We start from the raw sequence: 26,387 nt of genomic DNA, 5'->3' as shown, positions 1-26,387 counted from the left end.
CGGCAGGGAGACCTGCCGGTCTCATGGAGGGGTAATGCCTTCCCCCGGAAGACATCAGCGGCGCGGCCGCATGAGAGTCATCCCGGAACGATCGAGCCGAGCAGCCTGTCCCAGTCGGCGAGGAAGCGGTCGAGGTTGTATCGGGCCAGTGCGGCCGAGCGGGCCGCCTTGCCCGCCTGGACGGCGAGCTCGGGCTCGTTGGCGTACCGGTCGAGCGCCCGCAGCAGCGTCGGCAGCTTGGTCGAGACGACCCCCGCCTCCGGCGGCACCGCCTCCACGGCCTCGGTGGTGGCGAGCGCCACGACCGGCATGCCGATCATCATGGCCTCGATCAACGACAGTCCGAGCGAGGTCCAGCGGTAGGGGTGCAGGTAGACCCGGCGCCGGGCCAGCTCGGCGTGCATGGCGGCCTGCGGCAGGTCCTCGAACACCTCCATCTCCCCGTCCAGGCCGAGCTTGGACGGCAGGTTCGTCACCTTCATGCCGAACACGTCGAGCGGGGCCGTCGCGGCGAACGTGGGCAGCAGGTCGGTGCCCGCCACCCGCCAGCGCCTGATCGGCTCGTTGACGACCACGCCGGCACGGGCCAGCTCGCCCGTGTAGAGGTAGCCGGGGTCGACGACCCCGTGCTCGATGACATGGGTGGAGGCGCGGCCGGAGTCCCAGAACAGGTCGTTGAAGTGGGTGACGTGGACGATCGGGATGTCGTCGCGGTCGGCCAGCGGATGACGGGTCTTGGGCACGTCCCCCGCGGGCGTGTTGTGCTCGACGTAGACGCCGGGCACGTCGCGCCCCAGCCATTCGCGGGCCAGGTCGAGCTCGTGCGGCCGCTGGTAGACGACCACGTCGACGTCCTCACCCGCCAGCCGGTCGTACGGGACCTCCCGCACGCTGTGGGGCCAGGGATAGGTGTCGGCCCGGCCCCGCCCGTCGGGACCGCGGTCGGGGGTGAGCGGCACCAGATAGTCGTGCCGCCCATGCACGAAAGAGGTGGTCCACGACCCGTGGACATGCCAGACCATGATCTTCATCGCATCGCTCCCCGTCCGTCGTTCTGCCGACCTCGGAACACCGTGCCCTCCGCCCGCGGGCGCCTCACCCACCTGCCCTGGTCATGCCCTCTTCATCCTCAGCTGTGAGCGGAATTCCCCCGAGCACCAGATCGACCGCGGCGGCGAGGCCGGACGCCACCTCGGGGGCGGCCGCCACCTCCTCCGGCAGGGTCACCGGGGTCGGCACGAGGATGCCCCGGGCGCCGGCGGCGCGGGCCGCCTCCACGTCCCGGCCGATGTCGCCGATCACCACGCAGTCCTCCGGACGGACGCCGAGCCGACGGGCCGCGCGCAGCACCAGACCGGGCGCGGGCTTGCGGCAGTCGCAGCGGTCGCCGTCGTCGTGCCGGCAGATCTCCCACACGTCGAAGGGGCCGAGCAGGGCGTCCACCCGGTCGTTCACGGCGCGCAGGGCCTCCGGGGCGATCAGGCCCTTGGCGACCCCCGACTGATTGGTCACGATCCCGACCGGGACGCCCGCCGCGCGCAGCCGGTCGAGCGCCTCCCGGGCCCCGGCGACGGGCTCCACGCGCTCGGGATCGCTGTTGTAAGGGACGTCGTGAATCAGCGTTCCGTCACGATCGAAAAGCACCGCGGCGGGCGGACGGGCGGCCTCTGGCACGAGCAACCTCCTGCACGAATCGCCCGCCGGGCTACCCGGGGGACAGGTCGGCAAACACCGCCACAACTTCGCCCGCGACTACGCAGAGTAGCAGTTATTGAGTGCATCCCCCTCTCACGTCGACTTCTCTACAAAGGAGTGTTTAGGAGCGCTTCTCTCGGTAACCAGACCTCCACTGTGCCACGGAGGGAAACCGATGCGGTTCTTGGGGATAAACGCGATTTTTCATGATCCAGCCGCCGCGCTGGTCGTGGATGGTGAGGTGGTCGCCGCGGCGGAGGAGGAGCGCTTCAGCCGGCGCAAGCACGGCAAGCGCCCGGTCCCGTTCTCCGCCTGGGAGCTGCCGGAGCTGGCCGCCGCGTGGTGCCTCGAACAGGCCGGGCTGCGGCCCGAGGACCTCGACGGCGTCGCCTACTCCTACGACCCCGAGCTCGTGGTGCCCGGAGGGCCCGGGCAGGACGAGCGCTGGGAGGACCTGCGCACCACCTACGCACGCCGCGCCCCCGACTTCCTGGCCACCGCGCTGCCCGGGCTCGACGCCGCCCAGGTGCGGTTCGTCCCCCACCACATCGCGCACGCCGCGTCGGCCGGGCTGGCCGCGCCCTACCGCGAGTCGGCGGTGCTGGTCTGCGACGGCCGCGGCGAGGCCGTCTCTCACCTGGCCGGGCACTACCGGGACGGCGAGCTGACCGTCCTGGCGAGCCAGGCGCTGCCGCACTCCCTCGGGCTGATGTACGAGGATCTCACCCAGCACCTCGGCTTCCTCCGGTCGAGCGACGAGTACAAGGTGATGGCCCTCGCCTCCTACGGCGAGCCGCGCTTCCTGCGCGAGATGCGCGAGCTCATCCATCCCACGGGCGACGGCGGCTTCCGGGTCGAGCCGATCGACTGGAGCGTCTACGCCAAGGCGCTCGGCAAGGGTGAGAAGTGGACGGCCGACCACGCCGACCTCGCCGCGAGCGTGCAGGTCCGCCTGGAGGAGGTGCTGCTCGACCTCGCCACGTGGCTGCATGAGCGCACCGGGGCGCGCTACCTCACGATGGCCGGGGGAGTGGCGCTCAACTGCGTGGCCAACACCCGCCTGTTCGCCGAGGGCCCGTTCGAGGAGGTGTGGGTGCAGCCCGCGGCGGGCGACTCCGGCACCGCGCTCGGGGGAGCGCTGCACCTCGCGCAGGCGAACGGCGACCCCGTCACGCCGATGCCCGGCGCCGACCTCGGACGGAGCTGGACCGACGAGGAGCTCGGCGCCTGGCTCGACGTCGCGCGCGTGCCGTACGAGCGCCCCGCCGACCTCGCCGCGACCGTCGCCGCCGAGCTCGCGGCCGACCGCGTGATCGCCTGGTTCCAGGGACGCGCCGAGTACGGCCCCCGCGCGCTCGGCCGCCGCTCCCTGCTCGCCCACCCCGGCAACCCCCGCAACACCGAGCGGCTCAACGACGTGAAGGGCCGCGAGCAGTTCCGCCCCATCGCCCCGATGGTGCTGGCGGAACGCGCCCCCATGATCTTCGGCAGGGGCCCGATGTCGAGCCCGTACATGCTGTTCGTCCACGACGTGCGGCCGGAGTGGCGCGACCGCATCCCCGCGGTGGTGCACGTCGACGGCACGGCCAGGATCCAGACCGTCGAGCGCGGCCGCGACCCGCTGCTGGCCCGGCTGCTCGAGGAGTTCGAGGCGCGCAGCGGGCTGCCGGTGGTGGTCAACACGAGCCTCAACACGGCCGGCCGCCCGATGGTGGACGACCCCCGCGACGCGCTGGAGTGCTTCGGCTCGGCCCCGGTGGACGTGCTCGTCCTCGGTCCGTACGTCGTGCGCAGGGGGGCGGTGTTCGCCGGATGACGACTGAGATGACCCGGGAAACGAACCCGGCTCCCACCGGGGAGCCGCACCAAGGAACGGGACCGGCCGTCACGGTCGTCATCCCGACGATCGGGCGCCCGAGCCTGGCCGCCACGCTCGCCGCCGTCGGCTCCGGTCCCGAGGTGATCGTGGTGGACGACCGGCGGGGGGCAGACCGGGACCCGCTGCCGGTGCCCGGTCACGTACGCGTGCTCAGGTCGGGCGGGCGCGGCCCGGCCGCCGCGCGCAACGCCGGATGGCGGGCCGCGACGACGCCGTGGGTGGTGTTCCTCGACGACGACGTGGTACCGGGCCCGGGCTGGGCCCGCGCGCTGACGGATGACCTCGCCCGCCTGCCCGAGAACGTCGGCGGGAGCCAGGGACGGCTGGAGGTGCCGCTGCCCGCGGGCCGCCGCCCGACCGACGCCGAGCGCAACACCGCCGGGCTGGCCGGCGCCGACTGGATCACCGCCGACATGGCCTACCGAAGGACGGCCCTGGAGGCGACCGGCGGATTCGACGAACGCTTCCCCGGGGCGTACCGGGAGGACGCCGACCTCGCGCTGCGCGTCGAGCAGGCCGGGTTCGCCCTGGTGAAGGGCGAACGCCTGACCCGCCACCCGGTGCGCGACGACGGCTTCTGGTCCAGCGTGCGCTTCCAGCGCGGCAACGCGTCCGACGCGCTCATGCGGCACGTGCACGGCCGCGACTGGCGGGCGGCCATCGGCGGCCACCCGGGCAGGCTCAAGCGGCACGCACTCACCACCGGCATGGGCCTGCTCGCGCTCACGCTCGCCGCCACCGGGGGGCGCCGGAGGCGATCGGCCGCCGTCGCGGGACTGGCCTGGCTCGGCCTCACCGCCGAGTTCGCCTGGGCGCGCATCGCCCCGGGCCCGCGTACGCCGGAGGAGATCGCGCGCATGGCCGCGACCAGCGTGGTCATCCCTCCGGTGGCCTGCGCGCACCGGATCAGAGGCGAGGTGAAGGTGAGGACGGGCAAGACGGGGAGGCGCTCGTGATCGGGACCGCTCTGGTGGTGCGGCCCGACAACGCGGGCGACGTGCTGCTCGCGGGGCCCGCCGTGCGCGCCGTCGCCGCCGGGGCGCGGGAGGTCGTGATGCTCGCCGGCCCGCACGGCAGGGCCGCGGCCGAACTGCTGCCCGGCGTCGACCGCGTCCTGGAGTGGCGCGCCCCCTGGATCGACCCCGACCGGATGCCGATGACCTCCGAGCACGCGGCCCGCCTGGTGGAGCAGGTCCGCGCCGTCGGCCCGGACGTGGCCGTCGTCTTCACGTCCTTCCACCAGTCGGCGCTGCCGACGGCCCTGCTGCTGCGGCTGGCCGGAGTGCCGCGGATCGCCGCGATCAGCGAGGACTACCCCGGCTCCCTGCTCGACGTGCGTCACCTCGTGGACGAGAGCGTGGACGTCCCCGAGCCGGAGCGCATGCTCGGCCTCGCCCGCGCCGCCGGCTTCGACCTCCCGCCGGGCGACGACGGGCGGCTCGCCGTGCGCGGTCCGCTGCCGGATGTGGAGCACCTCACCGGCCCGCCCGGCTACGTGGTGGTGCATCCCGGCACGACCGCGCCGGCCAGGGCGTGGCCCGCCGAGCGCTGGGCGGAGGCGATCGAGGCGCTGCTGGCCGCGGGCGAGCGGGTCGTCGTCACCGGCAGTCCGGGCGAGCGGGCGCTGACCGCGATCGTCTCCGGCCTCGCGCTCGATCTGGGCGGGGCGACCACGTTCGCCGAACTCGCCGCCGTGCTCGCCGGGGCGTCGGCGGTGGTCGCCGCCAACACCGGCCCCGCCCACCTCGCGGCCGCCGTCGGCACGCCCGTGGTCAGCCTGTTCGCGCCGGTCGTGCCCGCCGCCCGCTGGGCGCCGTACGGCGTGCCCACGGTGGTCCTCGGCGACCAGGACGCACCCTGCCGGGGGAGCAGGGCGAGGATCTGTCCCATTCCCGGTCATCCGTGCCTGACCTCGGTCGGCGGTGAGCAGGTGGTCGACGCGGTGCGCCGCCTCATACCGGCCGAGGAGGCGGTGAAGGAGAGGGTGCCATGAGGATCGCCCTGGTGTCGGAGCACGCCAGCCCGCTGGCGACCCTCGGCGGTGTGGACGCCGGCGGGCAGAACGTGCACGTCGCGGCCCTGGCCGTGGCCCTGGCCGAACGGGGCAACGAGGTCGTCGTGCACACGCGGCGGACCTCCCCCGACCAGCCGGAGGCCGTGCCCATGGCGCCCGGCGTCACCGTCGAGCACGTGCCGGCCGGCCCGGCGGAGCCGCTGCCCAAGGACGAACTGCTGCCGCACATGCCCGAGTTCGGGGAGCACCTGGCCCGCAGGTGGAAGGCCGAGCCGCCCGACGTGGCGCACGCGCACTTCTGGATGAGCGGGCTGGCCACGCTGACGGCGGCGGAGCCTCTTCGAATACCGGTCGTGCAGACCTACCACGCGCTCGGCACCGTGAAGCGGCGCTGGCAGGGCGAGGCCGACACCAGCCCGCCGAGCCGGCTCGCGATCGAGCGCGACATCGGCCGCCGGGCGGTCGCGGTCATCGCGACCTGCTCCGACGAGGTGCGCGAACTCGTCGTGATGGGCGTGCCGCGCGACCGGATCGCGGTCGTGCCGTGCGGCGTCGACCTCGGCCTGTTCCGCGCGGACGGCCCGGCCGCCCCGCGCGGCGACCGGCCCCGGGTGCTGAGCATCGGCCGCATGGTGCCGCGCAAGGGGGTGGACACCGTCGTCCGCGCGATGCGGCAGGTGCCCGGCGCCGAGCTCGTGATCGCCGGCGGCGACCCGGGCGACGAGGAGAGCACGCGGCTGCGCACGCTGGCCGACGGCCTCGGCCTCGGCGACCGGGTCCGGCTGATCGGCAGCGTGAGCCGTGCCGAGGTGCCGGCCCTCATGCGCTCCGCGGACGTCCTGGTGACCGTCCCGTGGTACGAGCCGTTCGGCATGGTGCCCCTGGAGGCCCTGGCCTGCGGGGTGCCGGTGATCGCTTCGGCGGTCGGCGGCCACCTCGACACCGTCGCGGGATGCGGCGTGCTCGTGCCGCCCCGGCGGCCGCGTGCGCTGTCCCGCGCGCTCTGCGATCTGCTGATCCGGCCCGGCCTGCGGGCGGCGTTGTCGGCCGCCGGAGCACGGCGCGCCCGCGCCCGTTACGGCTGGCCCAGGATCGCCGAGCAGACCGAGTCCGTGTACCGAAACCTGGTCGGCGGGTGCCTGCGCACCCTCGCCGCCGCGGGAGGCTGAGCGATGCATCCTCACCTGGCCCGGCTGAGCACCGCGCTGACGGCGGTGGACCCGGAGACGCCCAAGATCCACGCCTGGGGCTACAAGCTCGCGGCCGTGCTGAGCGGCGGCGGACGGCTGCTCGCCTGCGGCAACGGCGGATCCGCCGCCGAGGCGCAGCACCTCACCGCGGAACTGGTCGGGCGCTACCGAGCCGACCGGCGGCCGTACGCCGCGATCCCGCTGCACGGCGACACCTCATCCCTGACCGCCATCGGCAACGACTTCGGCATGGCCGAGCTGTACGCGCGGCAGGTGCGGGCGCACGGCCGCCCCGGCGACGTGCTGATGTGCCTGTCGACCAGCGGGACGAGCCGCAACGTGACCGAGGCGGCCGAGGCCGGCCGCGAGTGCGGCCTGACGACCTGGGCGCTGACCGGCCCCGGACCCAACCCGCTCGCCGAGCTGTGCGACGAGGCCCTGACCGTGCCCGCGGACGACACCGCGACCATCCAGGAGGTGCATCTCACGGTGATCCACATGCTCTGTGACGTGATCGAGAAGGCGGTCGCGTGAGCGGACCACTTGTCATCGTCGGAGACTCCCTGCTCGACGTCGACGTCGAGGGCACCGCCGACCGGCTGGCCCCCGACGCCCCCGTCCCCGTCGTGGAGGAGCAGGCGGAGCACCACCGGCCGGGAGGCGCGGGGCTCGCGGCGCTGCTGGCCGCCCGCGACGGCACGCGGGTGGTGCTGATCACCGCCATGGGCGACGACCCCTCCGGCCGCTGCCTGGAGGGGCTGCTGTCGCCTGGCGTCGAGATCGTGCGGCTGCCGCTGCGCGGCACGACCGTGCGTAAGACGCGGGTCCGCGCCCGCGGGCAGACGCTGGTCAGGATCGACACCGGCGACGGGCGGGCGCTGGGCCGGCCCGGCCAGGTGGCCTCCGCCTCCGCGTTCGCCCGCGCGGCCGACGCCCTCGCCGCGGCGAGCGCGGTCCTGGTCGCCGACTACGGGCGCGGCGTGGCCGACCTGCTGCGCGAGCCGCTGCGCGGCCTCGACGTGCCGCTGGTCTGGGACCCCCATCCCCGCGGGTCGCTGCCCGTGCCGGGATGCGCGCTGGTCACGCCCAGCGAGGCCGAGGCCCGCGGCATGTGCGAGGAGCCGTACGTCTCGCCGGAGCGCACCGCCCGCAGGCTGGTGCGCGACCTCGACGCCGAGGCCGTCGCGATCACACTGGGGGAGCGCGGCGCGATGCTGGCCCGCCGCGGCGGCAGGTTCGGGCCGGTCCCCGTCCCGCACGTCGCGTCCGGCACGGACGCCTGCGGCGCGGGCGACCGCTTCGCCGCGGCGGCGGCGCTCGCACTGGCGGACGGCACGTCCACCGAGGACGCCGTCGCCCGCGCGGTCGGCGAGGCCACCAGGTTCGTGGAGGAGGGCGGGGCCGCCGCGCTGCGCCTGCCGCGCCCCGCCGCGGAATCGCCGGTGCCGTTCGCGCCCGGCGCGTCCGCCTTCGAGGCGGCCGCCGCCGTACGCGCCGCCGGAGGCCGCCTCATCGCGACCGGCGGATGTTTCGACCTGCTGCACGCCGGGCATGTGAGCCTGCTGCGGCGGGCCCGGGCGTTAGGCGACGCCCTGGTGGTCTGCGTGAACTCCGACGATTCGATCCGGCGGCTCAAGGGACCGAGCAGGCCGCTGGTGAGCGAGCGTGACCGGGTCGAGGTGCTGCGCGCGCTCGGCTGCGTGGACGCGGTGACGGTCTTCGACGAGGACACGCCGTCGCGGGTCATCGAGCGCCTGTGCCCGGACGTGTGGGTGAAGGGCGGCGACTACGACGAGCGGTCGATGCCGGAGGCCGAGGCCGTACGCCGGGCCGGCGGGGAGGTCGTCATCCTGCCGACCGTGCCCGGCTACTCCACCACCGGCCTGATCGCCGCCGCCCGAGCCGCTTCGTGACATCGGCCGCCTATCGAAGGGATCGACCTCAATGGTGGGAAACGTATTGATCACCGGTGGCGCGTCCGGCCTGGGCCGGGCGACCGCCATGGCGGTCGCCAAGGCGGGCGGACGGCCGCTGGTCGTGGACGTGAACGAGCCGGACGGCGGGTTCGACCACGTGCGGGCCGACCTGGCCGACCGCGAGCAGGCCGAGCGGGCCGTGCGCGAGCTCGCCGACCGGGCGGGCGGGCTCGACGGCGTCGTGACGGCGGCGGGCATCGACGCCTGCGGACGGCTGGAGGACGTGGCCGCCGAGCAGTGGGAACGGGTGATCGGGGTCAATCTGCTCGGGACCGCCGCGGTGGTCCGGGCGGCCCTGCCGTATCTGCGCCGGTCGGGAGGCAAGGTCGTCACCGTCGCCTCCACGCTGGGGGTGCGGGCGTTCGGCGACGCGACGGCCTACTGCGCCTCGAAGTTCGGCGTCGTGGGCTTCACCCGGGCCCTGGCCGCCGAGCTGGCCGGGCAGGTGGGAGTGACCCTGCTGATCCCCGGCGGCATGCAGACGAACTTCTTCAACGACCGCCCCGACCAGTACAAGCCCGGCCCCGACGCCCGGCTGAACCAGCCGGAGGACGTCGCCTCGGCGATCCTGTTCGCGCTCGGCCAGCCGCGGGGCTGCGAGGTCAGGGAGCTGGTCGTGTGCGCCTCCACGGAGACGTCATGGCCCTAGAAGATCCGCGAAGACCGGTCCTGCTCGCCCTGCGCGGGCTCGGGCTCGGCGACCTGCTGACCTCGGTGCCCGCGCTGCGGGCGCTGCGGCGGGCGCACCCGGAGCACCACTTCGTGCTGGCCACCCCGGCCTACCTCGGCGGGCTGCTGCCGCTGATCGGCGGCGTCGACGAGCTGCTCGACGTGTCCGGCCCCGGGCCGGTGCCGTACGAGTCGCCCGACGTCGCGGTCAACCTGCACGGCAGCGGCCCGGAGAGCATCCAGGCACTGCGCCGCACCCGCCCGGGCCGTCTGCTCACGCACGCCCACGACCTGGTGCCGGGCCCGGACGGGCCGCCCTGGGAGCCGGAGACGCACGAGAGACGGCGGTGGTGCTCCCTGCTGGAGTGGTACGGGATCCCGGCCGACCCGGAGGACCTCGCACTGGGCGACCCGGGGCCGAGCCCGCTCGCCGGCGGTGAGGTGATCATCCACCCGGGGGCGGCGTTCCGGGCACGGCAGTGGCCGCCGGACCGCTTCGCCCAGGTGGCGGCGGAACTGGCCGGCCAGGGCCACCGGGTCGTCGTCACCGGCGGCGTGACCGAGATCGCGCTCGCCCGGCACGTCGCCGCGCTCGCCGGTCTGCCGGAGGAGTCCGTGCTGGCCGGCCGTACGAACCTGCCCGAGCTCGCCGCGCTGACGGCGCACGCGGCGCTCGTCGTCTGCGGCGACACGGGCATGTCGCACCTGGCCACCGCCGTCGGCACGCCCTCGGTCATCCTGTACGGCCCGGTGCCGCCCGCGCTGTGGGGGCCGCCGCCGGGCCGCCCGCACATCGCGCTGTGGGCCGGACGCAGGGGTGACCCGCACGGCGACCGGCCGTCGGAGGGGCTGCTCGAAATCGGGGTGTCCGAGGTGCTCGACGCCGTCAGAAGGTTGCGAGGGGTGGGAGTGCGGTGAAGGGATCCCGTGTCGTGGTCACCGGGGGAGCCGGGTTCCTCGGCTCCTACCTGTGCGAACGGTTGGTGGAGCGTGGTGCGGCGGTCGTCTGCCTGGACAACTTCCTCACCGGGTCGCCGCGCAACGTGGAGCATCTGATCGGGCGGCCGGCGTTCCGGCTCGTGGAGTGCGACCTCACCGGGTTCGTCCACGTGCCGGGCCAGGTCGACCTGGTGCTGCACTTCGCCTCGGCCGCGTCCCCCGCCGACTACCTGCGCCATCCGATCGAGACGCTGAAGGTCGGCAGCATGGGGACGCTGCACGCCCTCGGCCTCGCCACCGAGAAGGGCGCGCGGTTCGTCCTCGCCTCCACCAGCGAGGTGTACGGCGACCCTCTGGAACACCCGCAGAAGGAGACGTACTGGGGCAACGTCAACCCGGTCGGGCCGCGCAGCGTCTACGACGAGGCCAAGCGGTTCGCCGAGTCGCTGACCACGGCCTACCGCAACTCGCGGGGCGCCGACACGGCGATCGTGCGGATCTTCAACACGTACGGCCCGCGGATGCGGCCCCACGACGGCCGGGCGATCCCCACGTTCATCCGTCAGGCGCTGCTGGGCGAGCCGATCACCGTGACCGGCGACGGCGGCCAGACGCGCTCGATCTGCTACGTGGACGACACGATCGACGGCGTGCTCGCGCTCGCGGAGAGCGACTTCGCCGGGCCGGTGAACATCGGCAACCCGGCCGAGATGTCGATGGCGGAGCTGGCGGAGACGATCCGCGGCCTGGCGGGCTCGTCCTCCCCGATCCGGTTCGTCGAGCGGCCGGTGGACGACCCCGCCGTCCGCCGTCCCGACACCTCGCTCGCCGAGGAGCGGCTCGGCTGGCGTCCGCGCGTCGACCCCGTCACCGGCCTGCGCCGCACCATCGACTGGTTCGAAAAGGAGCTCACCTCCTACTCCGTCGCCTCCTGACTCCGCCGCCCCGGACCCCCGGGGCGGCGACAGGCGTCTTGTCGGGTCACCCCTGCCTCCTCCGGGCGGCGCCGTCGATCGCTGAGAGAAAGAATGGCCGACCGGCTGTTCGCCCGCTCCAGCCCGAACCGGCTGTAAGTCACCGATATCACCGAGCACCCGTCCGGGAGGACAAGGTCCACTGCTGCGTCGTGCTGGCCACCTATTCGCGGCGGGTGGTGGGCATTACGAGGGACCCGTGAATAGACACGCCGCCGGCACCGAAGTGTGATGCAAATCACTTCTGATGAAACCCCCACAGACAGGGGACAGTGTTTGAAATCGGCAATGCGTGCTCTGGCGGCTTCGCCGCGTGGCGGTTGATGCGGGACGGGACCGCGTAGAACATGCCAGACCGACCTTGTCAGAACACTAAAAGCATGACCTGCTCGACGCAGTCACGCTCCCGGAAACCTGCGGCCATCATTGAGAGGGCAACCAGTGGCCGGGTTATGTCGGGAATGAGGCGCTTCCGCCTGTTCTTCTTGGCGACGTCATCGCGTGCGACGCTCGCATCGTCGGCATCAAGGAGGGTCTGCGGGCGGGCCCTGATGCCCAGTTCGGACAGCAGTGTTGCGAGGACTCCTGCCTGCTCCCACCGCTGGAAGTGCCAATAGACCGTCTGCCAGGGCGGCAGGTCCGTGGGCAGGTATCGCCAGGGGCAGCCCGATCGCACCAGATACAGGATCGCGTTCACGATCTCCCGGCGGGGATGCTTCTCCGGCCGCCCGTCCGTGCTGGGTGCCGGCAGCAAGGGCTGGATCTGTTCCCACTGCGCATCGGTGAGGTCGGAGGGGTAACGGCGAGGGGACACACGCGCATTATGGCGACAAATCGGACCAGGGAGAAGATCGCGTCGCTGCGCTCAGGTAGGTGACGACCTTTTCAAACATGCCCGAGAGCAGTAACGCAGCGTAGTGACGGTCCGTGTTGTATGGGTGTCATGGAAGGGTGGGTCACCGACTTCGAGCAGGCATTCTCCTTCTTCTTGACGTCCTGCCGTCCCAACCGATGGTCACACCCTGTCGATCTTGACGCGCGTTTCTAACATCCTGCTAAATCCACCTAATTGTGCTCTTTTCGGGCTCACATGAAAGTGGAGTGTGCGTGACACCGTTACCCCCGAAAGCTTCTGAATGGGCGGATTCGCCCAGACGGCAACGTCCGAAACGCCGCGGTACCCCTTTGCTGCGGACCACGGTCCTGTTCATCGCGACGAACATGGCTATTGGACTGGCCGCCGTCCCATCCCTGGCAGAAGTGCCACAACCGGCCGTGCCCCAGAGTTCCGAAGCCTCGGCGGCCGCGGGTGGCAGGCGTGCCGTCGACCGGGTGGTCGAAGAGGCCAAGGCCGAGGCCCGCAAGTCTGGCAAGAGGGTGGGGATCCCGGAACGCGACACCGAGACGGTCACGCTGTACGCCAACCCCGACGGCCGGACGCTCCGGATGGAGCTCAGCGCCCAGCCGATCCGGGTCAGGAACGCTGACGGCAAGGGTTTCACGCCGATCGACACCACTCTCGTCGAGGCGGACGATGTCATCAAGCCCAAGGCCACGCAAGGGAACCTTGTGCTGTCCGCCGGCCAGGACAAGACTCTGCTCAGGAGCCGGGCGGCGGACGCCACGGCAGAGATCGCTACGCCGTCGGTGCTGCCCAAACCCAAGCTGAAGGGCAACATCGCCGTCTACTCTGGCGCCTACGGCAAGGGCCGCGACCTGCTGGTGACCGTGAACCCGACCGGTTTCCGGCAGCAGATCACCATCGCCGAACGGCCCACGGGCCCGGTTTCCTTCAAGGTGCCGGTGGACCTGCCCGAGGGGCTGTCGTTCAAGAAGAACATCGCGGGCAGGCCCACCATCGTGGGCAAGGACGGCAAGACGCTGACCGAGGTACGGCCGACCCTGATACAGGACGCCAATGCCGCCGACGCCAACGCCGCCATGGGGGCGGGCAAGGTGGGCAAGGCCGCCGTCGCTCTCGGCGAGGATGGCAAGACTCTGGTGTTCACGCCGGACGCCGCGTTCCTGGCCGACCCGGCAGTCACGTACCCGGTGACGATGACCGCCGCGGTGTCCGACTGGTGGGAGGGTCACACGGGCCAGTCGTCGCTCGGTGGCATGGACACCTTCGTCAACAATGCCGACTACTCAGACAGCTGGGACAACTTCCTCCTCGACCGGATCCTGGTCGGCAAATCCAACAACGGCGCGGTGCGCTGGCGCGGCTACCTCCAGTTCCCCGACATCCCTGCCGAATTCGCGGGCAGCACGGTGGAGAACGCCGACCTGATCTTGTGGAATTACTATTCCAACGCCTGCGGTGAGCGCGTCGGCTCCGGCATCACTGCACGGCGCATCATCTCCGACTGGGATGAGCTGACGCTCACCTGGAACAGTCAGCCGTCCGTCACCAACACCGGCGCGGACACCGAGTACGGCGCCTACAGCGACTACGACTGCACCGGCTCGATGGCCTACGCCTGGGACCTGATCCACTCGGTCGACGACATCGTCCAGGCATGGGTCGACGGTGCCACCAACTACGGCATCCAGCTCACCGCCGGCAGTGAATCGGATGTGACCAACTGGCGGCGCTACCGGACCGACGAGGCCGGCGGTTGCAGAACGGAGCCGCTGCAGAACTGTCAAGGGACACTTCATCCGCCCATCCTCACCGTGGACTTCGAACCGCCTCCGCCGCCGGTCGTCGATGGCTTCACCTTCATGTCGCCCGACCCCATCACGAGCCTCCCGACGTGGGAGGAGGCCCGTGCCAGGTCGATATATGAGCCGACGGGCAGCGAGCAGACGAGCATCAGCAACGAGTTCGCCGGTCAGATCGCGGGACAGCGCGACGGGGAAGCCTTCGAAGTGAGGACATCCGATCTCGATCTCCCCGCCGAGGGCAGTGACGGCGACGACGGGAGCGGTGAGGACACCCGCCCGCCGCAGGTGATCGCGGTCGAGCCTGCGGATGGCGCCGTCGACGTCCCCCTCGGCACCAAGTTGAAGGTCACTTTTTCCGAACCGGTCGACGAGGCCGCCGTGGTGCTCAAGGATGCCGACGGTGCCGAAGTCACGGCGACGATGGCATACGACAGCACCAATACGACGGTGACCGTCACACCGGCGCAGGCTCTGAAGCCGGAAACCACGTATACCGCGGTGGTCTCGGGTGCGATCGATTCCGCGGAGAACACCATGGTTCCGTATTCGTGGTCGTTCACCACCGGTGGTCCGGACACGACGGCGCCGACGGTGACGGCGACGAACCCCACTGCCGGAGCCAAGGATGTTCCGGTCACCTCCCCGGTCACCGTGACGTTCAGTGAAGCGGTCACCGACGCCCAGATCACGCTGAAGGACCCGGCCGGTACGGCGGTCGCGGGCACGACGGCCATGGACACCACCCACACGGTGCTCACGTTCACCCCCGCCCAGCCGCTGGCTGCGACCACCGCGTACACCGCCGAGGTGTCCGGCGCCAAGGACGCCTCGGGCAACCCCATGGCCCAGCCGTACACCTGGTCGTTCACCACCGGCGCGCAACCGCCGACCGGGCTGGTGGCGGCCTACGGCATGGACGAGGGCGCGGGGACCAGCGTGGCCGACTCCTCCGGCCACGGCAACGCCGGGGTGTCCACCGCCGCCTCCTGGCAGAACGGCAAGTACGGCAAGGCCCTGTCGTTCGACGGCACGTCCAGCTGGGTCACGGTCCCGGACGCCGAGTCGCTGCGCCTGACAACGGGGATGACGCTGTCGGCCTGGGTCAACCCCGCAGTGGTGGCCGATTGGAGCACCGTTGTGGCCAAGGAGCTGAGGACCTCCGAAGGCCTCTCGTACTCGATGTACGCCGCCAACGGCGGCTCGGTCCCCTCGGGCTGGGTGCAGACCTCTGCCGAGGACTACTCGGCGGTCGGAGGCGTCTCGCCGTTGCCGGTGAACACCTGGAGTCACCTGGCGCTCACGTACGACGGTGCTGCCCTGCGGTTGTTCGTCAACGGTCAGCAGGTCGCAGAGACCGCGCTCAGCGGCGGCCTCCACGACGACGGCGGCCCGCTGCGGATCGGCGGCAACGACATCTGGGGCGAGCTCTTCCGTGGTCTGATCGACGAGGTGCGCGTCTACAACCGCGCCCAGAGCGCGACCGAGATCCAGACCGACATGACCACTCCCGTGGGCTCCGGCGCGCCGGGACCCACACCCACACCCACACCCACACCCACACCGACCCCCACCCCGACGCCGGTGGCGGGGCTCGTGGCGGCGTACGGCATGAACGAGAGCACCGGCACGACCGTGGCCGACTCCTCCGGCCAGAACAACACCGGAGCAGCCCGGGACACCAGCTGGGCGACCGGCAGGCACGGCGGTGCGCTGTCGTTCAACGGCACCTCCAGCTGGGTGACCATCCCGCACGCTCCGTCGCTGCGGTTGACGAACGCGTTGACGCTCTCGGCATGGGTGCGTCCCGCGGCGCTGGGCACGGTGTGGCGCAGCGTGCTGATGAAGGAGCACGCCGAGGCAGGCGGCGGCTACGGCCTCTACGCCGCCACCGAGTACGCCGCGCCGGCCGGCTGGTTGCAGACCGCCGAAGAGGGTGGCGCTCTCACTGGCAGCAGTCAGCTGCCGCTGAACCAGTGGAGCCATCTGGCTTTCACCTACGAAGGCGGCACGGCCACGGTGTACGTCGACGGCGCCCAGGTCTCCCAGGCGCCGATCGCCGGCGAGGTCATCGACGACGGCGGCGCGCTGCGGATCGGCGGCAACGCCTTCTGGGGCGAGTTCTTCCGCGGCCTGATCGACGAGGTGCGCGTCTACAACCGCGCCCAGAGCGCGGCGGAGATCCAGGCCGACATGAACACCCCGATCCCCACCGCCCCGGCGCCGACCTCAGCCGATCGCCGCACCGTGTCCACCGGCGCCGCCCCAGGCATCGCGAAACTGGCGGTGTCCGGCGATGGGGGAGCTGCCGGCGCCACGGAGCTCACCGTGTGGGTGTCGGATCCGCAGAGCCGTCCGGCGAAGGTCGAAGTGGAGGTGGCGCGTCAGCCGGCCAAGTCGTCGAAGCCCAGGTTGCCGAAAGACGGATGGGCGACGACGAAGGAGCTGGCCTGGACCGGCACGGTGACGGGGAAGGCCGACTCGCCGCGGCACACGCTGCGGGTGCCGGCCGGCAAGTTGCAGAAGGGGCAGCGGCTGCGTTGGCGGGCCCGCGCGACGGTCCCCGGCGCGTCCGGCGCGTGGTCGGAATGGCAGACGTTCGAGGCCGGCGATGCCCGGGCGGCTGCCAGGCCGGCATCGGCCACAGCCTCCCAGGCCACAGCGCCCCAGGCCACAGTCGCAACTTCCGGCTTCGAGTACAAGCACCCGTCGCTGGAGGACTGCTACGAGACGGCACGTGCGCCTTGGCGCACCGACGCGTGGTCGCGGATGCAGGAGCGCCCGCACTCGGCATGCTGGACCACCTGGATCGGACACGGAGGATGGGAGGAGTACGACGACCACGGTGTCAAGAAGCGCAAGAACAGGACGGCCTGGTGGGTCAAGCTGTTCCCGGGTCCGCTGCGGATTCCGGCGAAGCTGCTGGACAAGGTGACCGACGATGACGTGTTCACCTTCCGGGCGACCTGGGTGGCACACACCTACATCGGCGATCAGACCGGCGACGCCATCTACAAGGGCGGCACAACCACCGCCGGCCTGAAACCGCAGAACATCAAGTTCTTCGTGAAACTGACCGACTTCGGCATCTGGAACAGAGGCGTCCGTCGTACGGAACTCGACGATGACCTGGACGACGTCCAGATCGAGTTCGACCTCGCCACGCAAGGGTGCCAGATCCAGCGGGGAGACCCCACCCAGCTCAAGACGATCGAGGGCTGGCGCTCGACGTCGTATCTCGAGTACCTGGTTTACACACCCAAGCCGGCGGCACACGACAGAGAAGTCTGCTCCATCATGCCCGCCATCACCCAATACAAGGAGAATAAGGGCCGGCTGCCCTTGTGGGACCAGGAGCTCCTCAGCCAGCAGGGCAAGAGGCTCGGCGTGGTGCGGTGGGGACAGGGCATTCCCAGCAACAGCCTCTGGTCACCAAGTTTCCGCTGCGACTGGAAGAAACTCTCGGTCGGGGAGAAGGGCGGCGGGAATGTGGGAGGCTGCATCTACATCAGAGCCGACCGGGTATTCACGATGTCCAAGAGCGAAGATGACGAGTTCCTGGACGTCATCCGCCATATTGAGAAGGCGCTGAACCCGGCGACAAACGCCGGCACCTATCCGCCGTACCGTCCGGGAGACACAACGAGCAATCGGGATATCAACCTTCCGCCGGTGAAGGGGCCCCTGGGGAACGAACTGCCGAAGGTCATCGCGGGCAACTACGCGAAGCCACCGAACACCCCTGAGGGTGCTCCGCTGTGGAGGGGCACCGACAAGGGCTACGATGAAAACCGGGCCATCTTCTCCAAGCATCCGTTTTCGGTGCCTCAGGATAACTTCGCGATGGGCAAACCCGGCGCCGCCAACTATGGCGTGAACTACTGCAAGTACTACACCTCGGATGTCTACGTGCAGTACGGCTACACAGAGGTGCAGTGTGACGAGTACCCATTCGCCTCCACCCAAGAAGGGGCCGCGAAAGACAAGATCAACTATTCAGTGCAGGGGGTCCGGAAGAGTCATAACCTGCTGCACGGGAAGCTTCTCAAAGCGTTCTACGGCCATTACCGGCTCCTCACCTATGACCCTGTCAATACAATCACCAAGGTCAGTGACAGCCCGTTCTGGGTGAAGATCGTGGACTGACGGCGACATGATGCGGGGCCGCTCGACGCGGCCCCGCATCATCTCATCCGATGAAAGGGCGCTGAGCATGATGAACAGGGAGCAGGCGCTTCCCGCTCAGGACCAGTGGGGCCTGTTGGCGGAGTACGGGCACTGGCTCGAGTTCGAATTTCATTCCCTTTGGGTGGAGAGCGATGATCAGGAGGAGCTGGCGCGACTGCTCGGGGTGGATCCCGGCTCACGCCTGGAGTGCGACCTGCAGACCGTGTTCACGACTTATGCGGGCTCGCCGGACAAGGCTGTCTGGATGGGCCCGCACGCGCCCGGCTGGACACATATGTTCGCCTTCGGCATGTACTCTTTCCATCCCGTGATTCGCAATCTGGGCAAGCGGCGGGTTTTCGAGATGTACTTCGCGGGAGAAGTGGGCGAAGGGCTTGAGCCGCTGTACCTCAACTACGACGGAGAACAGCTCGGCGACGTCACCCCGCCGGACGAAGCGGGTGGAGAGATGGACATTTCGGACTATCTTCCCTACGCGGCAGGACTGGAACTCGGCACGAAACGAGACCACGAGCGGGATATCCACCTCATGTTCTGCATGATGGGCCGTATCACAGGACGCTTCGCCGACCGGGACTGGTGGACGGCGACCCGCACCTTCTACCGCATACCCGACAGCTCATGGGGGAGATGATGACGGTCCCGAGTGTCACGAGGGCAGGGTGGCGTTCCTGACGCCGCGGCCTCCCGGGCCCGCGACCCGAGGGGACCGGGAGCGCGGAGTCGGACGTCGACGCGGAGGGCGCGCGTTCGCCAGGCGTCGTCGTGAGACAGAGTCAGCAGCACCGTGTAGTGGGTCATGATCCGGTTCGTCGAGCGGCCGGTGGACGATCCCGCCGTCCGCCGTCCCGACACCTCGCTCGCCGAGGAGCGGCTCGGCTGGCGTCCGCGCGTCGATCCCGTCACCGGCCTGCGCCGCACGATCGACTGGTTCGAGAAGGAGCTCGCCGCCTACTCCGTCGCCTCCTGACCCCGTGGCTTCCCGGATCCCTCACTGAGCGGGGTCCGGGAAGAGCCGGGTTCGTCGAAAGGCACGAGCCGCAGCGTCTCGGCCGGCGACAGGCGCTCCCCTTGAGCGTGGGCGCTGACGAAGGACCCGGTGCCCAGGATCCGTACGAGGGTGTGGCGCAACTCCTGGTCGGGTGGCTGCGGGGGGCGCATGTGCGCGCCGGCCGCCTCGCGCACGCTGTGCGCCGTGCCGAGAAGCACGGCTGCGCTGCGGGGGCGCTGCTGCGCCGCGTACACGGCCGCCAGGGCTTCGAGTGCCGACACGAGCACGAACGACTGGCCGGCGAGCGCGATGGCCTCGACACTGGCGCGCAGCAGCTCTTCGGCCCGGGCCGGCTCCTGATTCTCGTAGGCCCGCTGACCGAGCATGTGGAGCGCGCGGCCCGTGCAGCGGCGGTCGCCGAGCCGGCGCAGGGTGGGCAGGCACTCGCTCATGAGCTCGGCGGCCCGGTCGTGGTCGCCGCGCAGCCACGCCAGCTGCCCGAAGCCGACCGTCGCGTGCGCCATGTCCGCCTCGCTGCCGGCGGCCTCGGCCAGTGCGCGGCTCTCGGTCAGCCATCCGTGCACCTCGTCGCCGGCGATGCCGGCGAACAGCGACCGTTGCGCCATGAGGTACAACGTGTTGGCCGCGCAGATCTGGTCGCCGGCCCTGCGGAAGAACGCCGCGCTGTCTCGTCCCCATTGAAGCGCCCGGCTCAGGTCGGCGGTGGTGATCGCGATGCCCTGCATCGTCAGCGCGCCGTCCCACGGATGCTCGTCGCCGAACCCGGCGAGTGCCTCCTGCAACGCCGGGGCGACCAGTTCCGGCCGGATCCAGGTCGCGCTCATCCCGACCGCGCGTGCCGCCCTGGCGCGGGTGACATCGTCGAGGCCGGCTGCCAGGCTCGCCGCCTTGCGCGCCAGGTCGAACGCGGCGCGAGCGTCCCGGGAGTCCAGGATCAGGCAGGCCTCGGTGAGTCCGGCGACGACGGCGGGCGTGGCGGGCGGGTCGGCGACGGCCAGCGCCTGCCGGACCCACTTGTGGGCGTCGCGACGACGGCCGGTGACATCCCAGAACCGCTGCAGCGCGGCGATCATCCGCCACACGGACTCGACGTCGCCGATGCCGATGTCGTGCGCCAGCGCGGCGTGCAGATTCGGCTGCTCCATGGTCATGCGGTCGAGCCATGCGCGCTGGTCCGAGGTGCGTAATCGCTCGGCCGCCTGTTCCGCGAAGACGAGGTAGTGGGCGGCGTGACGGCGCCTGGCGGCCTGCTCACCACCCGAGCCGGCCAGCCGCTGGGCGGCGTACGCCCGGATCGTCTCGAGCAGCCGATAGCGCCGGGTGCCGCGCCCCACGGTGCAGACGAGCGATTTGTCCACCAGCCTGGGCAGCAGCGTGATCACGGCTTCGCCACCGAGATCCTCGCCCTCGCACGCCGACACGATGGCCGCCAGGTCGAAGTCGGCGGGAAACACGCCGAGCCGATCGAACAAGGCTCGCTCGCCGTGGTCCAGCAACTGGTAGCTCCAGTCGATGGTGCTGCGCAGGGCGCGGTGCCGCGGCGGGGCCGTACGGGCTCCGGCGGACAGCAGCTCGAAACGCTGGTCCAGGTGCTCCACGAGTTCGACCGGCCCGAAGGTGCGCAGCCGCGACGCGGCCAGTTCGATGGCCAGCGGCAGCCCGTCGAGGCGCCGGCACAGCGCCGCGACCGCAGGTGCGACGGTGTCGGTGAGGGCGAAGCCGGGTGATGCGGCCGTCGCCCGGTCGACGAACAGGCGTACGGCGTCGTAGGGCGCGATGCTCTCGGCTCGCTCGGAGGCGTCCGCGGCGGGCAGGGGCAGCGCCCGCACCTGGTAGGCGACCTCGCCGGGGATGCCGAGCGGTTCGCGGCTGGTGGCGAGCACCTGCAGCGCGCCGCCGGCGCCGAGCAGGTCGGCGACGATCTCTGCGGCCTCCGCGACGACGTGCTCGCAGTTGTCAGCGAGCAGCAGGCAGCCCGAACCCGCGGCGACCTCCCGCAGGATGTCGCGTAGCGGCCATCCCGGCTCCGGCACGACGCCCAGCGCCCGCGCGAAGGTGTCGCCGACGGATTCCGGCTCCACCGGAGCGAGGTCGGCCAGCCGAATGCCCCCGGGGAACCGGTCGGCGAGGGCGGTGGCCCATGCGGATTCGGCTACGTGCAGCGCGAGCCGCGTCTTGCCCACACCCCCCGGACCGATGAGCGTGACGAGGCGATGGGTGCCGAGCAGTGCGACGAGTTCGCTCGTCTCGGCCGCCCGGCCGACGAGGCTGGTCAGGGGCGCGGGCAGAACGGCGCCGGCCCGTGCGGCACGTCGCAGTCGCGCGCCCGTCTCGGCCAGCGCCGCCCGATCCGCGGCGCCGAGCTTGCGCAGCAAGGCGGCGATGTGGCTCTCCACGGTGCGCACCGAGACGTGCAGCCGCTCGGCGATCTCGCGGTTACGCAGTCGTTCTGCGACCGCCCAGAGAATCTCGGCCTCGCGTCCGGTGACCCCTGCGCGAGCCAGCCGATCGGGCAGGCGCGGGCCGCCCTCGTGGTGCCTCATGTACGCATTGTCCTTCGGCACGGACAGCCGCGACACGGACACCTGCGATACGGAGACCGCGTCCGTACGAGGATCCGTGCATCGCACGGATGAGCCGGGGCCGGAGAACGGCGACGCTTGCATTGCAAGCGAGCCCGCGACCCGTGAAAAAGAGACCATGGACAGAATCGGTTTTCTCGGCGTCCCCGACGTCACCGCCGAGGCCCAGCAGATCTTCGACGAGGACGTCGCCGAGGTGGGTTACGTGATGAGCGTCTCACGCCTGTGGGCCTATCAGCCGGCGACGGTGACCGGGCTGTTCGCCCTGCTGCGGCAGGTGAACACCGGGGATCGCCTCAGCCCGCGTCAGCGCTTCGTCCTCGTCGCCGCGTGCGCGTCGGCGTTCGGCGATTCCTACTGCTCGCTCATGTGGGGAAACAGGCTGGCGCAGGCGGCAGGCGCGGAGACCGCCGCAGGGGTGCTCATGGGCGTCGACGACGGCCTGGACGACAGTGAGCAGGCCATGGCCGCGTGGGCCCGAAAGGTGGCGCGCGACCCCAACGGCACCACCGAGGCGGATGTGCAGGAGCTGCGCGACGCCGGATTCGACGATTCGCAGATCTTCACGATCACTGCGTTCGTGGCACTCCGTCTGGCCTTCTCGACGGTCAACGACGCGCTCGGCCTGCGCCCCGACGCTCCTCTTCGCTCCACCGTGCCCGCTGTCGTCCGCGACGCGGTCACGTTCGGCCGTCCGATCGACGTCGAAGACGAGGCATAACCGACGGAGCCCCCTGGGGATGCGCGCCGCCTATGCGGAGCGTCCTCGGACGAGAGGTTCCGGGGCCACGGGCCAGCGGAAGGTGACGTACGGATGGGCTTCGGTGAGCCACTCGCCGGTCAGCCGCACACCGGTCACCAGCTCCACCACGGTCATCGCGGCGGCCTGCCAGTCGTCCTCGTCGCCGGCGAGCAGTCCGGTCATGGCACGCAACTCGGGTTCGAGCACCGCGAAGTCGTCGCCCGCCCACTCATCCCAGAACATCGCGTCGAGGTTTACGAGGACCCGTCCGTCGGCCGCGTAGCTCAGCCTGTTGTTACCTTCGACGTTCCAGTAGATGCCGCACACCCGGCCGTCGCGGCTGAGCCGCCGCAGCACCTCGGGCAGGCTGCCCAGGAATCCGTTGTTCTCGAAAAGCATCACGGCCGATCCGACCGGTTCCACCAGCATCGGATGGACTCCGTCGTCGTAAGGAAGCGCTTCCAACGGCGCGGCCTCGTGCACCTCGTGCCGGGTTCCGCCGCTCACCCGTGCTCCGGCGTCGGCGACGGGGAACGGCCGATGGTCGTGCGGAACGACGACCGTCCAGCACATGGCCACCTCCAGCCACGGTTCATCCCGCAGCAGCTTCAGGTAGTGGGAGAAGATTTCGGCGGGGGCAGGGCGGTCGTCGTTCAAGGGACACTCCGGAGCAGGGGGCGGATCCGTCGGCGTGATCGTGCCAGAAGGCGCCGACAGATGTTCCTTCACCGGCCGGAACGGGCTCTCAGCGCCTCGATGAACCAAGTGAGGGCCGGGGTCAGCGGGTCCGGGGGCGGCCAGCCGTTGACCACCGCGAGCAGCCGGAGGTACGACTCCCTGCGCGGGTCGTTCGCGGTCTCCAGCAGGGTGAGCAGCCGGCGCCGAAGGGTGGCGTCGTCCGGGTGGCCGACGAGGCCGGCATACCGTGAGGTTACGGCGGCGACGATCGTGTCGGCCCGAGGTGAGGCGCTGTCGACGCCCGCGGCGAGTGCGGGGGCGACGTGGTCGCGGACCATCGCCACCGCGCCCGGGCGCGGGACGTCTCCCCGGGCGTGGTCGGCCAGGTGCTGCTCGGCGACGCGCCGCATGAGCAGGCCGAACTCCGGGTCGGCGGCCAGCTCGGCCAGCTCGATCCACGCCTCGACCTGCTCGTCCTCGGGGTCGTCGGGCAACTCGGGGGTCATCGTGCGCCTGATTCCCGTCAGGTCGGCGTCCAGGCCGCCGAAGGCGGCGTCGAGGAAGCCGTCGACCAGGCGCCGGCGCTCGTCCTCGGAAAGCCTGGCAAGTCTGTGCATGAGATCCATCTCCTCGGGGGTGGAGCCGCGCCGTGCCACCGCCGTCGCCACCGCGCGCCGCAGGCGCAGCACCTGGATCTGCGTCGCCAGCGCTTCGGCGTGCGCCGCCGCGACCTGAGCGAGCGTGGTGTCCCGGTCCAGGACTTTGCGGATCGTTGGGAGGTCGATCCCCAGGTCGCGCAGCGTGCGTACAAGCTCCAGCCGGGCGGCGGCGTCGATGTCGTAGAGGCGGTGGCCGGCCGGGCTGCGGCCGGTGGGCGGCACGATCCCGCAGTCGGAGTAGAACCGGATGGCCTTGACCGTCAGTCCGGTCCGCCGGGCCAGCTCACCGATCGAGTAGAGCGTGTCGCCGTCCATGCCCCCACCCTGGCGTCTCCCCCTACTGGAGACGCAACCGCTACCCGAGACGGACGGCGTGGAGGGCGCGGTCGACGACGGCGGCCAGGTTCCCGCCATGGGCGCCGCGCCAGTAAATCCGGCCGCAGGCGAGGCAGCGGGCGAACTCGTCGTAGCTGCGCCGGGTCCCGGGCTCCAGCGCGTCCTCCACCTCCTCCTTGCCGACCGGCGCCAGCCGCCCGTTGCAGGCCGTGCAGCGGGTCCACGGAGCCAGCGGCGGCCGGAAGCGGCCGAGCACGTCGAGGAACTGGTCGTCCGGCCGGGCGCCGCGCACGTACGCGCCGAGTCGCAGCGACCGGCGCCGCAGGATGCCCCGGTCCTGCGTGAGCAGCACCCGGTCCTCGGCGTTGGCCTGCTCGATCAGGGCGTCGTCGTCCATGTCGTTGCGGTAGGCGGTGTCCAGGCCGACCAGTCGCAGCCGCCGCGCCAGCGTTCCCAGGTGGACGTCGAGGACGAACCGGCAGCCCGGCACGGCCTGCGGCCTGGGCACGGCCGGCACCTCCACCACCTCGTCCGGACCCGGCCGGTGCGACCGAGTGACCGGGCGGCCTCCGGCGAGCGGCTCGCCGATCTCGGTCAGCGGAACGCCCGCCGACTCGATCAGGTGGCCGAGCGAGGACGTCCCGTCGTACGGCAGGAGCACCTCGGGCCGCCGGTTGCGCGGTGCGAGGAAGATCCACAGCTCGGGTGCGAACCGTACGGGCACGTCCATGCCCCCAGCATGCCTCCCGGCCCAGACGTATGGCCGCCGGTCATGGGTCCTCCGTGGTCAACGCGTCCAGTGCCGTCTGGAGGAAGAGCCGCACCGCGGCCATGTGCCGCTCGTCGAACCCGGACAGCACCCCGACCGTCCTGTCGATGAGCGGGCCGAAGTAGCTCCAGCCCAGTTCCTTGGCGCGGTCCTTGACTCTCAGCAGCACCCGGCGCCGGTCCTTGACGTCGCGGACCCGGCTGACCAGGCCGAGCCGTTCGAGCCGGTCGACGACCCCCGTGGTGCCCGCCGAGTTCAGGCCCAGCCCGGCGCCGAGGAAACCGGCGGTGGCGTCGATTCCGGCCCGCTCCGCGTCCAGCAGGCAGATGAGCGCCCGCACGTCGGTGACGTGCATGCCGTGCTCGGCCGCGAACTCCGCCTGCCGCAGGCCGTACTCCACCGCGACCGCCCGCAGCAGATGGAAGATCTCCATCTCCGGGCCCTCGCGCTCACGTGCCACCCCTGGCGCCATGGCAGCCCCTCCTCGGCCTATTATCTCGCTCAACGAGATTATCGCTCAGCGAGACATTATGGAGGCGTCTTGACGACCATCGACGACGCGTTTCTCACGGCCTACGACGCCGTCCTGGCGGCGCGCTGGCCCGCCTCCACCGAGTCGGCCGAGATCCGCACGCCCTACGGCACGACCCACGTCAACTCCGTCGGCCCCGCGGACGCGCCGCCGGTGGTCCTCCTCCACGGCGGCGGGACCACCTCGACCGTCTGGTCCGATACGGCGAGGGCGCTGGGCACGGCCTACCGGGTGCACGCGGTCGACACCGTCGGCGAGGCGGGACGCAGCGTCGCCGGCGAGCGGGCGATCCGGACGCTGGGCGACCAGATGGCCTGGCTCGACGCCGTGCTCGACGCCGTGCTCGACGGAGCGGGCACCTCGACGGTGTCCCTGTGCGGCCATTCCTACGGCGCGTGGAGCGCCCTGCACTACGCGGCGCACGCTTCCGGCAGGGTGAGGGCGCTGGTCCTGATCGACCCGACGAACTGCTTCAGCGGCTTCTCCCGCCGCTACCTGCTGCGGGCCCTTCCGATGCTGCTCCGCCCGACCGTGGGGCGGCGCCGCGCGTTCCTCGAATGGGAGACCCGGCGCGCGGCGCTGGACGAGACGTGGCTCCGCCTCTACGACCGCGCCGCCGCCTTCCCCACCGCCCGGCCCCTGACCGGTCCGGGTCCCGCCCCGGAGGCGCTGCGGGCGCTGCGGCTCCCGGTGCTGCTTCTCCTGGCCGAGCACAGCCGGGCACACGACATCGGCCGGGTGGCCGCCTCCGCCGCGGCGCTCCTGCCCCGCGTGGAGACGGCCGTGCTGCCCGGAGCCACCCATCACACCCTTCCCCTCGCTGCGCCGCCCGAGATGGACGCGCGCATCGAGGAGTTCCTCGCCGCGCACGGGCGAGACGGTTGACTTG

At 71.4% G+C, this 26,387-nt stretch carries 22 protein-coding genes; 14 read left to right on the top strand and 8 right to left on the bottom strand.

Features of this window, described 5'->3' with window-relative positions; translation table 11 throughout:
* Positions 1-77 precede the first annotated feature (77 nt).
* Positions 78-1,031 carry a glycosyltransferase gene (locus HHX35_RS20360; protein ID WP_182900328.1) on the bottom strand — a complete coding sequence of 318 codons (954 nt, stop codon included), beginning with the start codon at positions 1,029-1,031 and terminating at the stop codon, positions 78-80.
* A gap of 64 nt (positions 1,032-1,095) precedes the next feature.
* Complete coding sequence (locus HHX35_RS20355) at positions 1,096-1,674, bottom strand: HAD family hydrolase (protein ID WP_310739189.1); 579 nt, start codon at positions 1,672-1,674, stop codon at positions 1,096-1,098.
* A gap of 196 nt (positions 1,675-1,870) precedes the next feature.
* On the opposite strand from HHX35_RS20355, the gene HHX35_RS20350 reads away from it, so the two are divergent.
* The 9 genes from HHX35_RS20350 to HHX35_RS20310 are packed head-to-tail and all read left to right on the top strand — an operon-like array spanning position 1,871 to position 11,297.
* Positions 1,871-3,511: a carbamoyltransferase C-terminal domain-containing protein gene (locus HHX35_RS20350; protein ID WP_182900327.1), complete on the top strand. Its 1,641-nt coding sequence runs from the start codon at positions 1,871-1,873 to the stop codon at positions 3,509-3,511.
* A gap of 8 nt (positions 3,512-3,519) precedes the next feature.
* Positions 3,520-4,530, top strand: a complete 1,011-nt coding sequence (locus HHX35_RS20345) for a glycosyltransferase family 2 protein (protein ID WP_182900326.1) — start codon at positions 3,520-3,522, stop codon at positions 4,528-4,530.
* A complete protein-coding gene (locus HHX35_RS20340) occupies positions 4,527-5,567 on the top strand; it encodes a glycosyltransferase family 9 protein (protein ID WP_182900325.1) in 1,041 nt (346 codons plus the stop codon). The genes HHX35_RS20345 and HHX35_RS20340 overlap by 4 nt, the downstream gene beginning before the upstream one ends.
* The gene (locus HHX35_RS20335; RefSeq protein WP_182900324.1) at positions 5,564-6,757 is read left to right on the top strand and encodes a glycosyltransferase; all 1,194 of its coding nucleotides are present in this window, start codon (positions 5,564-5,566) and stop codon (positions 6,755-6,757) included. The genes HHX35_RS20340 and HHX35_RS20335 overlap by 4 nt, the downstream gene beginning before the upstream one ends.
* A gap of 3 nt (positions 6,758-6,760) precedes the next feature.
* Positions 6,761-7,312 (top strand): SIS domain-containing protein, encoded by a 552-nt coding sequence (locus HHX35_RS20330; RefSeq protein ID WP_030512289.1) that lies wholly within the window; start codon positions 6,761-6,763, stop codon positions 7,310-7,312.
* Positions 7,309-8,691 carry a D-glycero-beta-D-manno-heptose 1-phosphate adenylyltransferase gene (rfaE2, locus tag HHX35_RS20325; protein ID WP_182900323.1) on the top strand — a complete coding sequence of 461 codons (1,383 nt, stop codon included), beginning with the start codon at positions 7,309-7,311 and terminating at the stop codon, positions 8,689-8,691. The genes HHX35_RS20330 and rfaE2 overlap by 4 nt, the downstream gene beginning before the upstream one ends.
* 31 nt (positions 8,692-8,722) lie before the next feature.
* Positions 8,723-9,403 carry an SDR family oxidoreductase gene (locus HHX35_RS20320; RefSeq protein WP_182900322.1) on the top strand — a complete coding sequence of 227 codons (681 nt, stop codon included), beginning with the start codon at positions 8,723-8,725 and terminating at the stop codon, positions 9,401-9,403.
* A complete protein-coding gene (locus tag HHX35_RS20315) occupies positions 9,394-10,341 on the top strand; it encodes a glycosyltransferase family 9 protein (protein ID WP_182900321.1) in 948 nt (315 codons plus the stop codon). The genes HHX35_RS20320 and HHX35_RS20315 overlap by 10 nt, the downstream gene beginning before the upstream one ends.
* Positions 10,338-11,297 (top strand): UDP-glucuronic acid decarboxylase family protein, encoded by a 960-nt coding sequence (locus HHX35_RS20310; RefSeq protein ID WP_182900320.1) that lies wholly within the window; start codon positions 10,338-10,340, stop codon positions 11,295-11,297. The genes HHX35_RS20315 and HHX35_RS20310 overlap by 4 nt, the downstream gene beginning before the upstream one ends.
* A gap of 403 nt (positions 11,298-11,700) precedes the next feature.
* Here HHX35_RS20310 and HHX35_RS20305 read toward each other — a convergent pair whose 3' ends face one another.
* The gene (locus HHX35_RS20305) at positions 11,701-12,150 is read right to left on the bottom strand and encodes a transposase (protein WP_182900319.1); all 450 of its coding nucleotides are present in this window, start codon (positions 12,148-12,150) and stop codon (positions 11,701-11,703) included.
* Between the two features lie 371 nt (positions 12,151-12,521).
* Between HHX35_RS20305 and HHX35_RS20300 the strand changes: the two genes are divergently transcribed.
* From HHX35_RS20300 to HHX35_RS20290, 3 genes are all read left to right on the top strand, one after another.
* Positions 12,522-18,146, top strand: a complete 5,625-nt coding sequence (locus HHX35_RS20300; protein ID WP_182900318.1) for a LamG-like jellyroll fold domain-containing protein — start codon at positions 12,522-12,524, stop codon at positions 18,144-18,146.
* 67 nt (positions 18,147-18,213) lie between these two features.
* Positions 18,214-18,822: a hypothetical protein gene (locus HHX35_RS20295; RefSeq protein ID WP_182900317.1), complete on the top strand. Its 609-nt coding sequence runs from the start codon at positions 18,214-18,216 to the stop codon at positions 18,820-18,822.
* Between the two features lie 165 nt (positions 18,823-18,987).
* Positions 18,988-19,158, top strand: a complete 171-nt coding sequence (locus HHX35_RS20290; RefSeq protein ID WP_396780466.1) for a hypothetical protein — start codon at positions 18,988-18,990, stop codon at positions 19,156-19,158.
* Here the strand turns inward: HHX35_RS20290 and HHX35_RS20285 are convergent.
* Positions 19,140-21,743, bottom strand: coding sequence for a LuxR C-terminal-related transcriptional regulator (locus HHX35_RS20285; RefSeq protein ID WP_182900316.1), 2,604 nt, complete (start codon positions 21,741-21,743; stop codon positions 19,140-19,142). The two genes, HHX35_RS20290 and HHX35_RS20285, sit on opposite strands and share 19 nt — an antisense overlap.
* Before the next feature lie 76 nt (positions 21,744-21,819).
* Between HHX35_RS20285 and HHX35_RS20280 the strand changes: the two genes are divergently transcribed.
* Positions 21,820-22,503: a hypothetical protein gene (locus tag HHX35_RS20280; protein ID WP_310739188.1), complete on the top strand. Its 684-nt coding sequence runs from the start codon at positions 21,820-21,822 to the stop codon at positions 22,501-22,503.
* Between the two features lie 30 nt (positions 22,504-22,533).
* Here the strand turns inward: HHX35_RS20280 and HHX35_RS20275 are convergent, their stop codons facing one another.
* From HHX35_RS20275 to HHX35_RS20260, 4 genes are all read right to left on the bottom strand, one after another.
* Positions 22,534-23,181: a DUF6461 domain-containing protein gene (locus tag HHX35_RS20275; protein WP_182900315.1), complete on the bottom strand. Its 648-nt coding sequence runs from the start codon at positions 23,179-23,181 to the stop codon at positions 22,534-22,536.
* 68 nt (positions 23,182-23,249) lie between these two features.
* The gene (locus HHX35_RS20270) at positions 23,250-24,176 is read right to left on the bottom strand and encodes a MerR family transcriptional regulator (RefSeq protein ID WP_182900314.1); all 927 of its coding nucleotides are present in this window, start codon (positions 24,174-24,176) and stop codon (positions 23,250-23,252) included.
* 40 nt (positions 24,177-24,216) lie between these two features.
* The gene (locus tag HHX35_RS20265) at positions 24,217-24,927 is read right to left on the bottom strand and encodes a Mut7-C RNAse domain-containing protein (RefSeq protein WP_182900313.1); all 711 of its coding nucleotides are present in this window, start codon (positions 24,925-24,927) and stop codon (positions 24,217-24,219) included.
* Between the two features lie 40 nt (positions 24,928-24,967).
* Complete coding sequence (locus tag HHX35_RS20260; protein WP_182900312.1) at positions 24,968-25,438, bottom strand: MarR family transcriptional regulator; 471 nt, start codon at positions 25,436-25,438, stop codon at positions 24,968-24,970.
* 69 nt (positions 25,439-25,507) lie between these two features.
* Between HHX35_RS20260 and HHX35_RS20255 the strand changes: the two genes are divergently transcribed.
* Positions 25,508-26,383 (top strand): alpha/beta fold hydrolase, encoded by an 876-nt coding sequence (locus HHX35_RS20255; protein ID WP_220505644.1) that lies wholly within the window; start codon positions 25,508-25,510, stop codon positions 26,381-26,383.
* Positions 26,384-26,387 lie beyond the last annotated feature (4 nt).

This window comes from Microbispora sp. H10830 (genome assembly GCF_014161375.1).
In the GTDB taxonomy this organism is placed as follows: domain Bacteria; phylum Actinomycetota; class Actinomycetes; order Streptosporangiales; family Streptosporangiaceae; genus Microbispora; species Microbispora catharanthi.
This window is presented reverse-complemented; position numbering and strand designations above follow the sequence as displayed.

Coding starts and splice junctions, on each gene's coding strand:
- HHX35_RS20360 (WP_182900328.1), bottom strand. CDS start 1,031: ATGAAGATCATGGTCTGGCATGTCCACGGGTCGTGGACCACCTCTTTC.
- HHX35_RS20315 (WP_182900321.1), top strand. CDS start 9,394: ATGGCCCTAGAAGATCCGCGAAGACCGGTCCTGCTCGCCCTGCGCGGG.
- HHX35_RS20320 (WP_182900322.1), top strand. CDS start 8,723: ATGGTGGGAAACGTATTGATCACCGGTGGCGCGTCCGGCCTGGGCCGG.
- HHX35_RS20345 (WP_182900326.1), top strand. CDS start 3,520: ATGACCCGGGAAACGAACCCGGCTCCCACCGGGGAGCCGCACCAAGGA.
- HHX35_RS20335 (WP_182900324.1), top strand. CDS start 5,564: ATGAGGATCGCCCTGGTGTCGGAGCACGCCAGCCCGCTGGCGACCCTC.
- HHX35_RS20270 (WP_182900314.1), bottom strand. CDS start 24,176: ATGGACGGCGACACGCTCTACTCGATCGGTGAGCTGGCCCGGCGGACC.
- HHX35_RS20330 (WP_030512289.1), top strand. CDS start 6,761: ATGCATCCTCACCTGGCCCGGCTGAGCACCGCGCTGACGGCGGTGGAC.
- HHX35_RS20295 (WP_182900317.1), top strand. CDS start 18,214: ATGATGAACAGGGAGCAGGCGCTTCCCGCTCAGGACCAGTGGGGCCTG.
- HHX35_RS20265 (WP_182900313.1), bottom strand. CDS start 24,927: ATGGACGTGCCCGTACGGTTCGCACCCGAGCTGTGGATCTTCCTCGCA.
- HHX35_RS20285 (WP_182900316.1), bottom strand. CDS start 21,743: ATGAGGCACCACGAGGGCGGCCCGCGCCTGCCCGATCGGCTGGCTCGC.
- HHX35_RS20290 (WP_396780466.1), top strand. CDS start 18,988: ATGATCCGGTTCGTCGAGCGGCCGGTGGACGATCCCGCCGTCCGCCGT.
- HHX35_RS20260 (WP_182900312.1), bottom strand. CDS start 25,438: ATGGCGCCAGGGGTGGCACGTGAGCGCGAGGGCCCGGAGATGGAGATC.
- HHX35_RS20350 (WP_182900327.1), top strand. CDS start 1,871: ATGCGGTTCTTGGGGATAAACGCGATTTTTCATGATCCAGCCGCCGCG.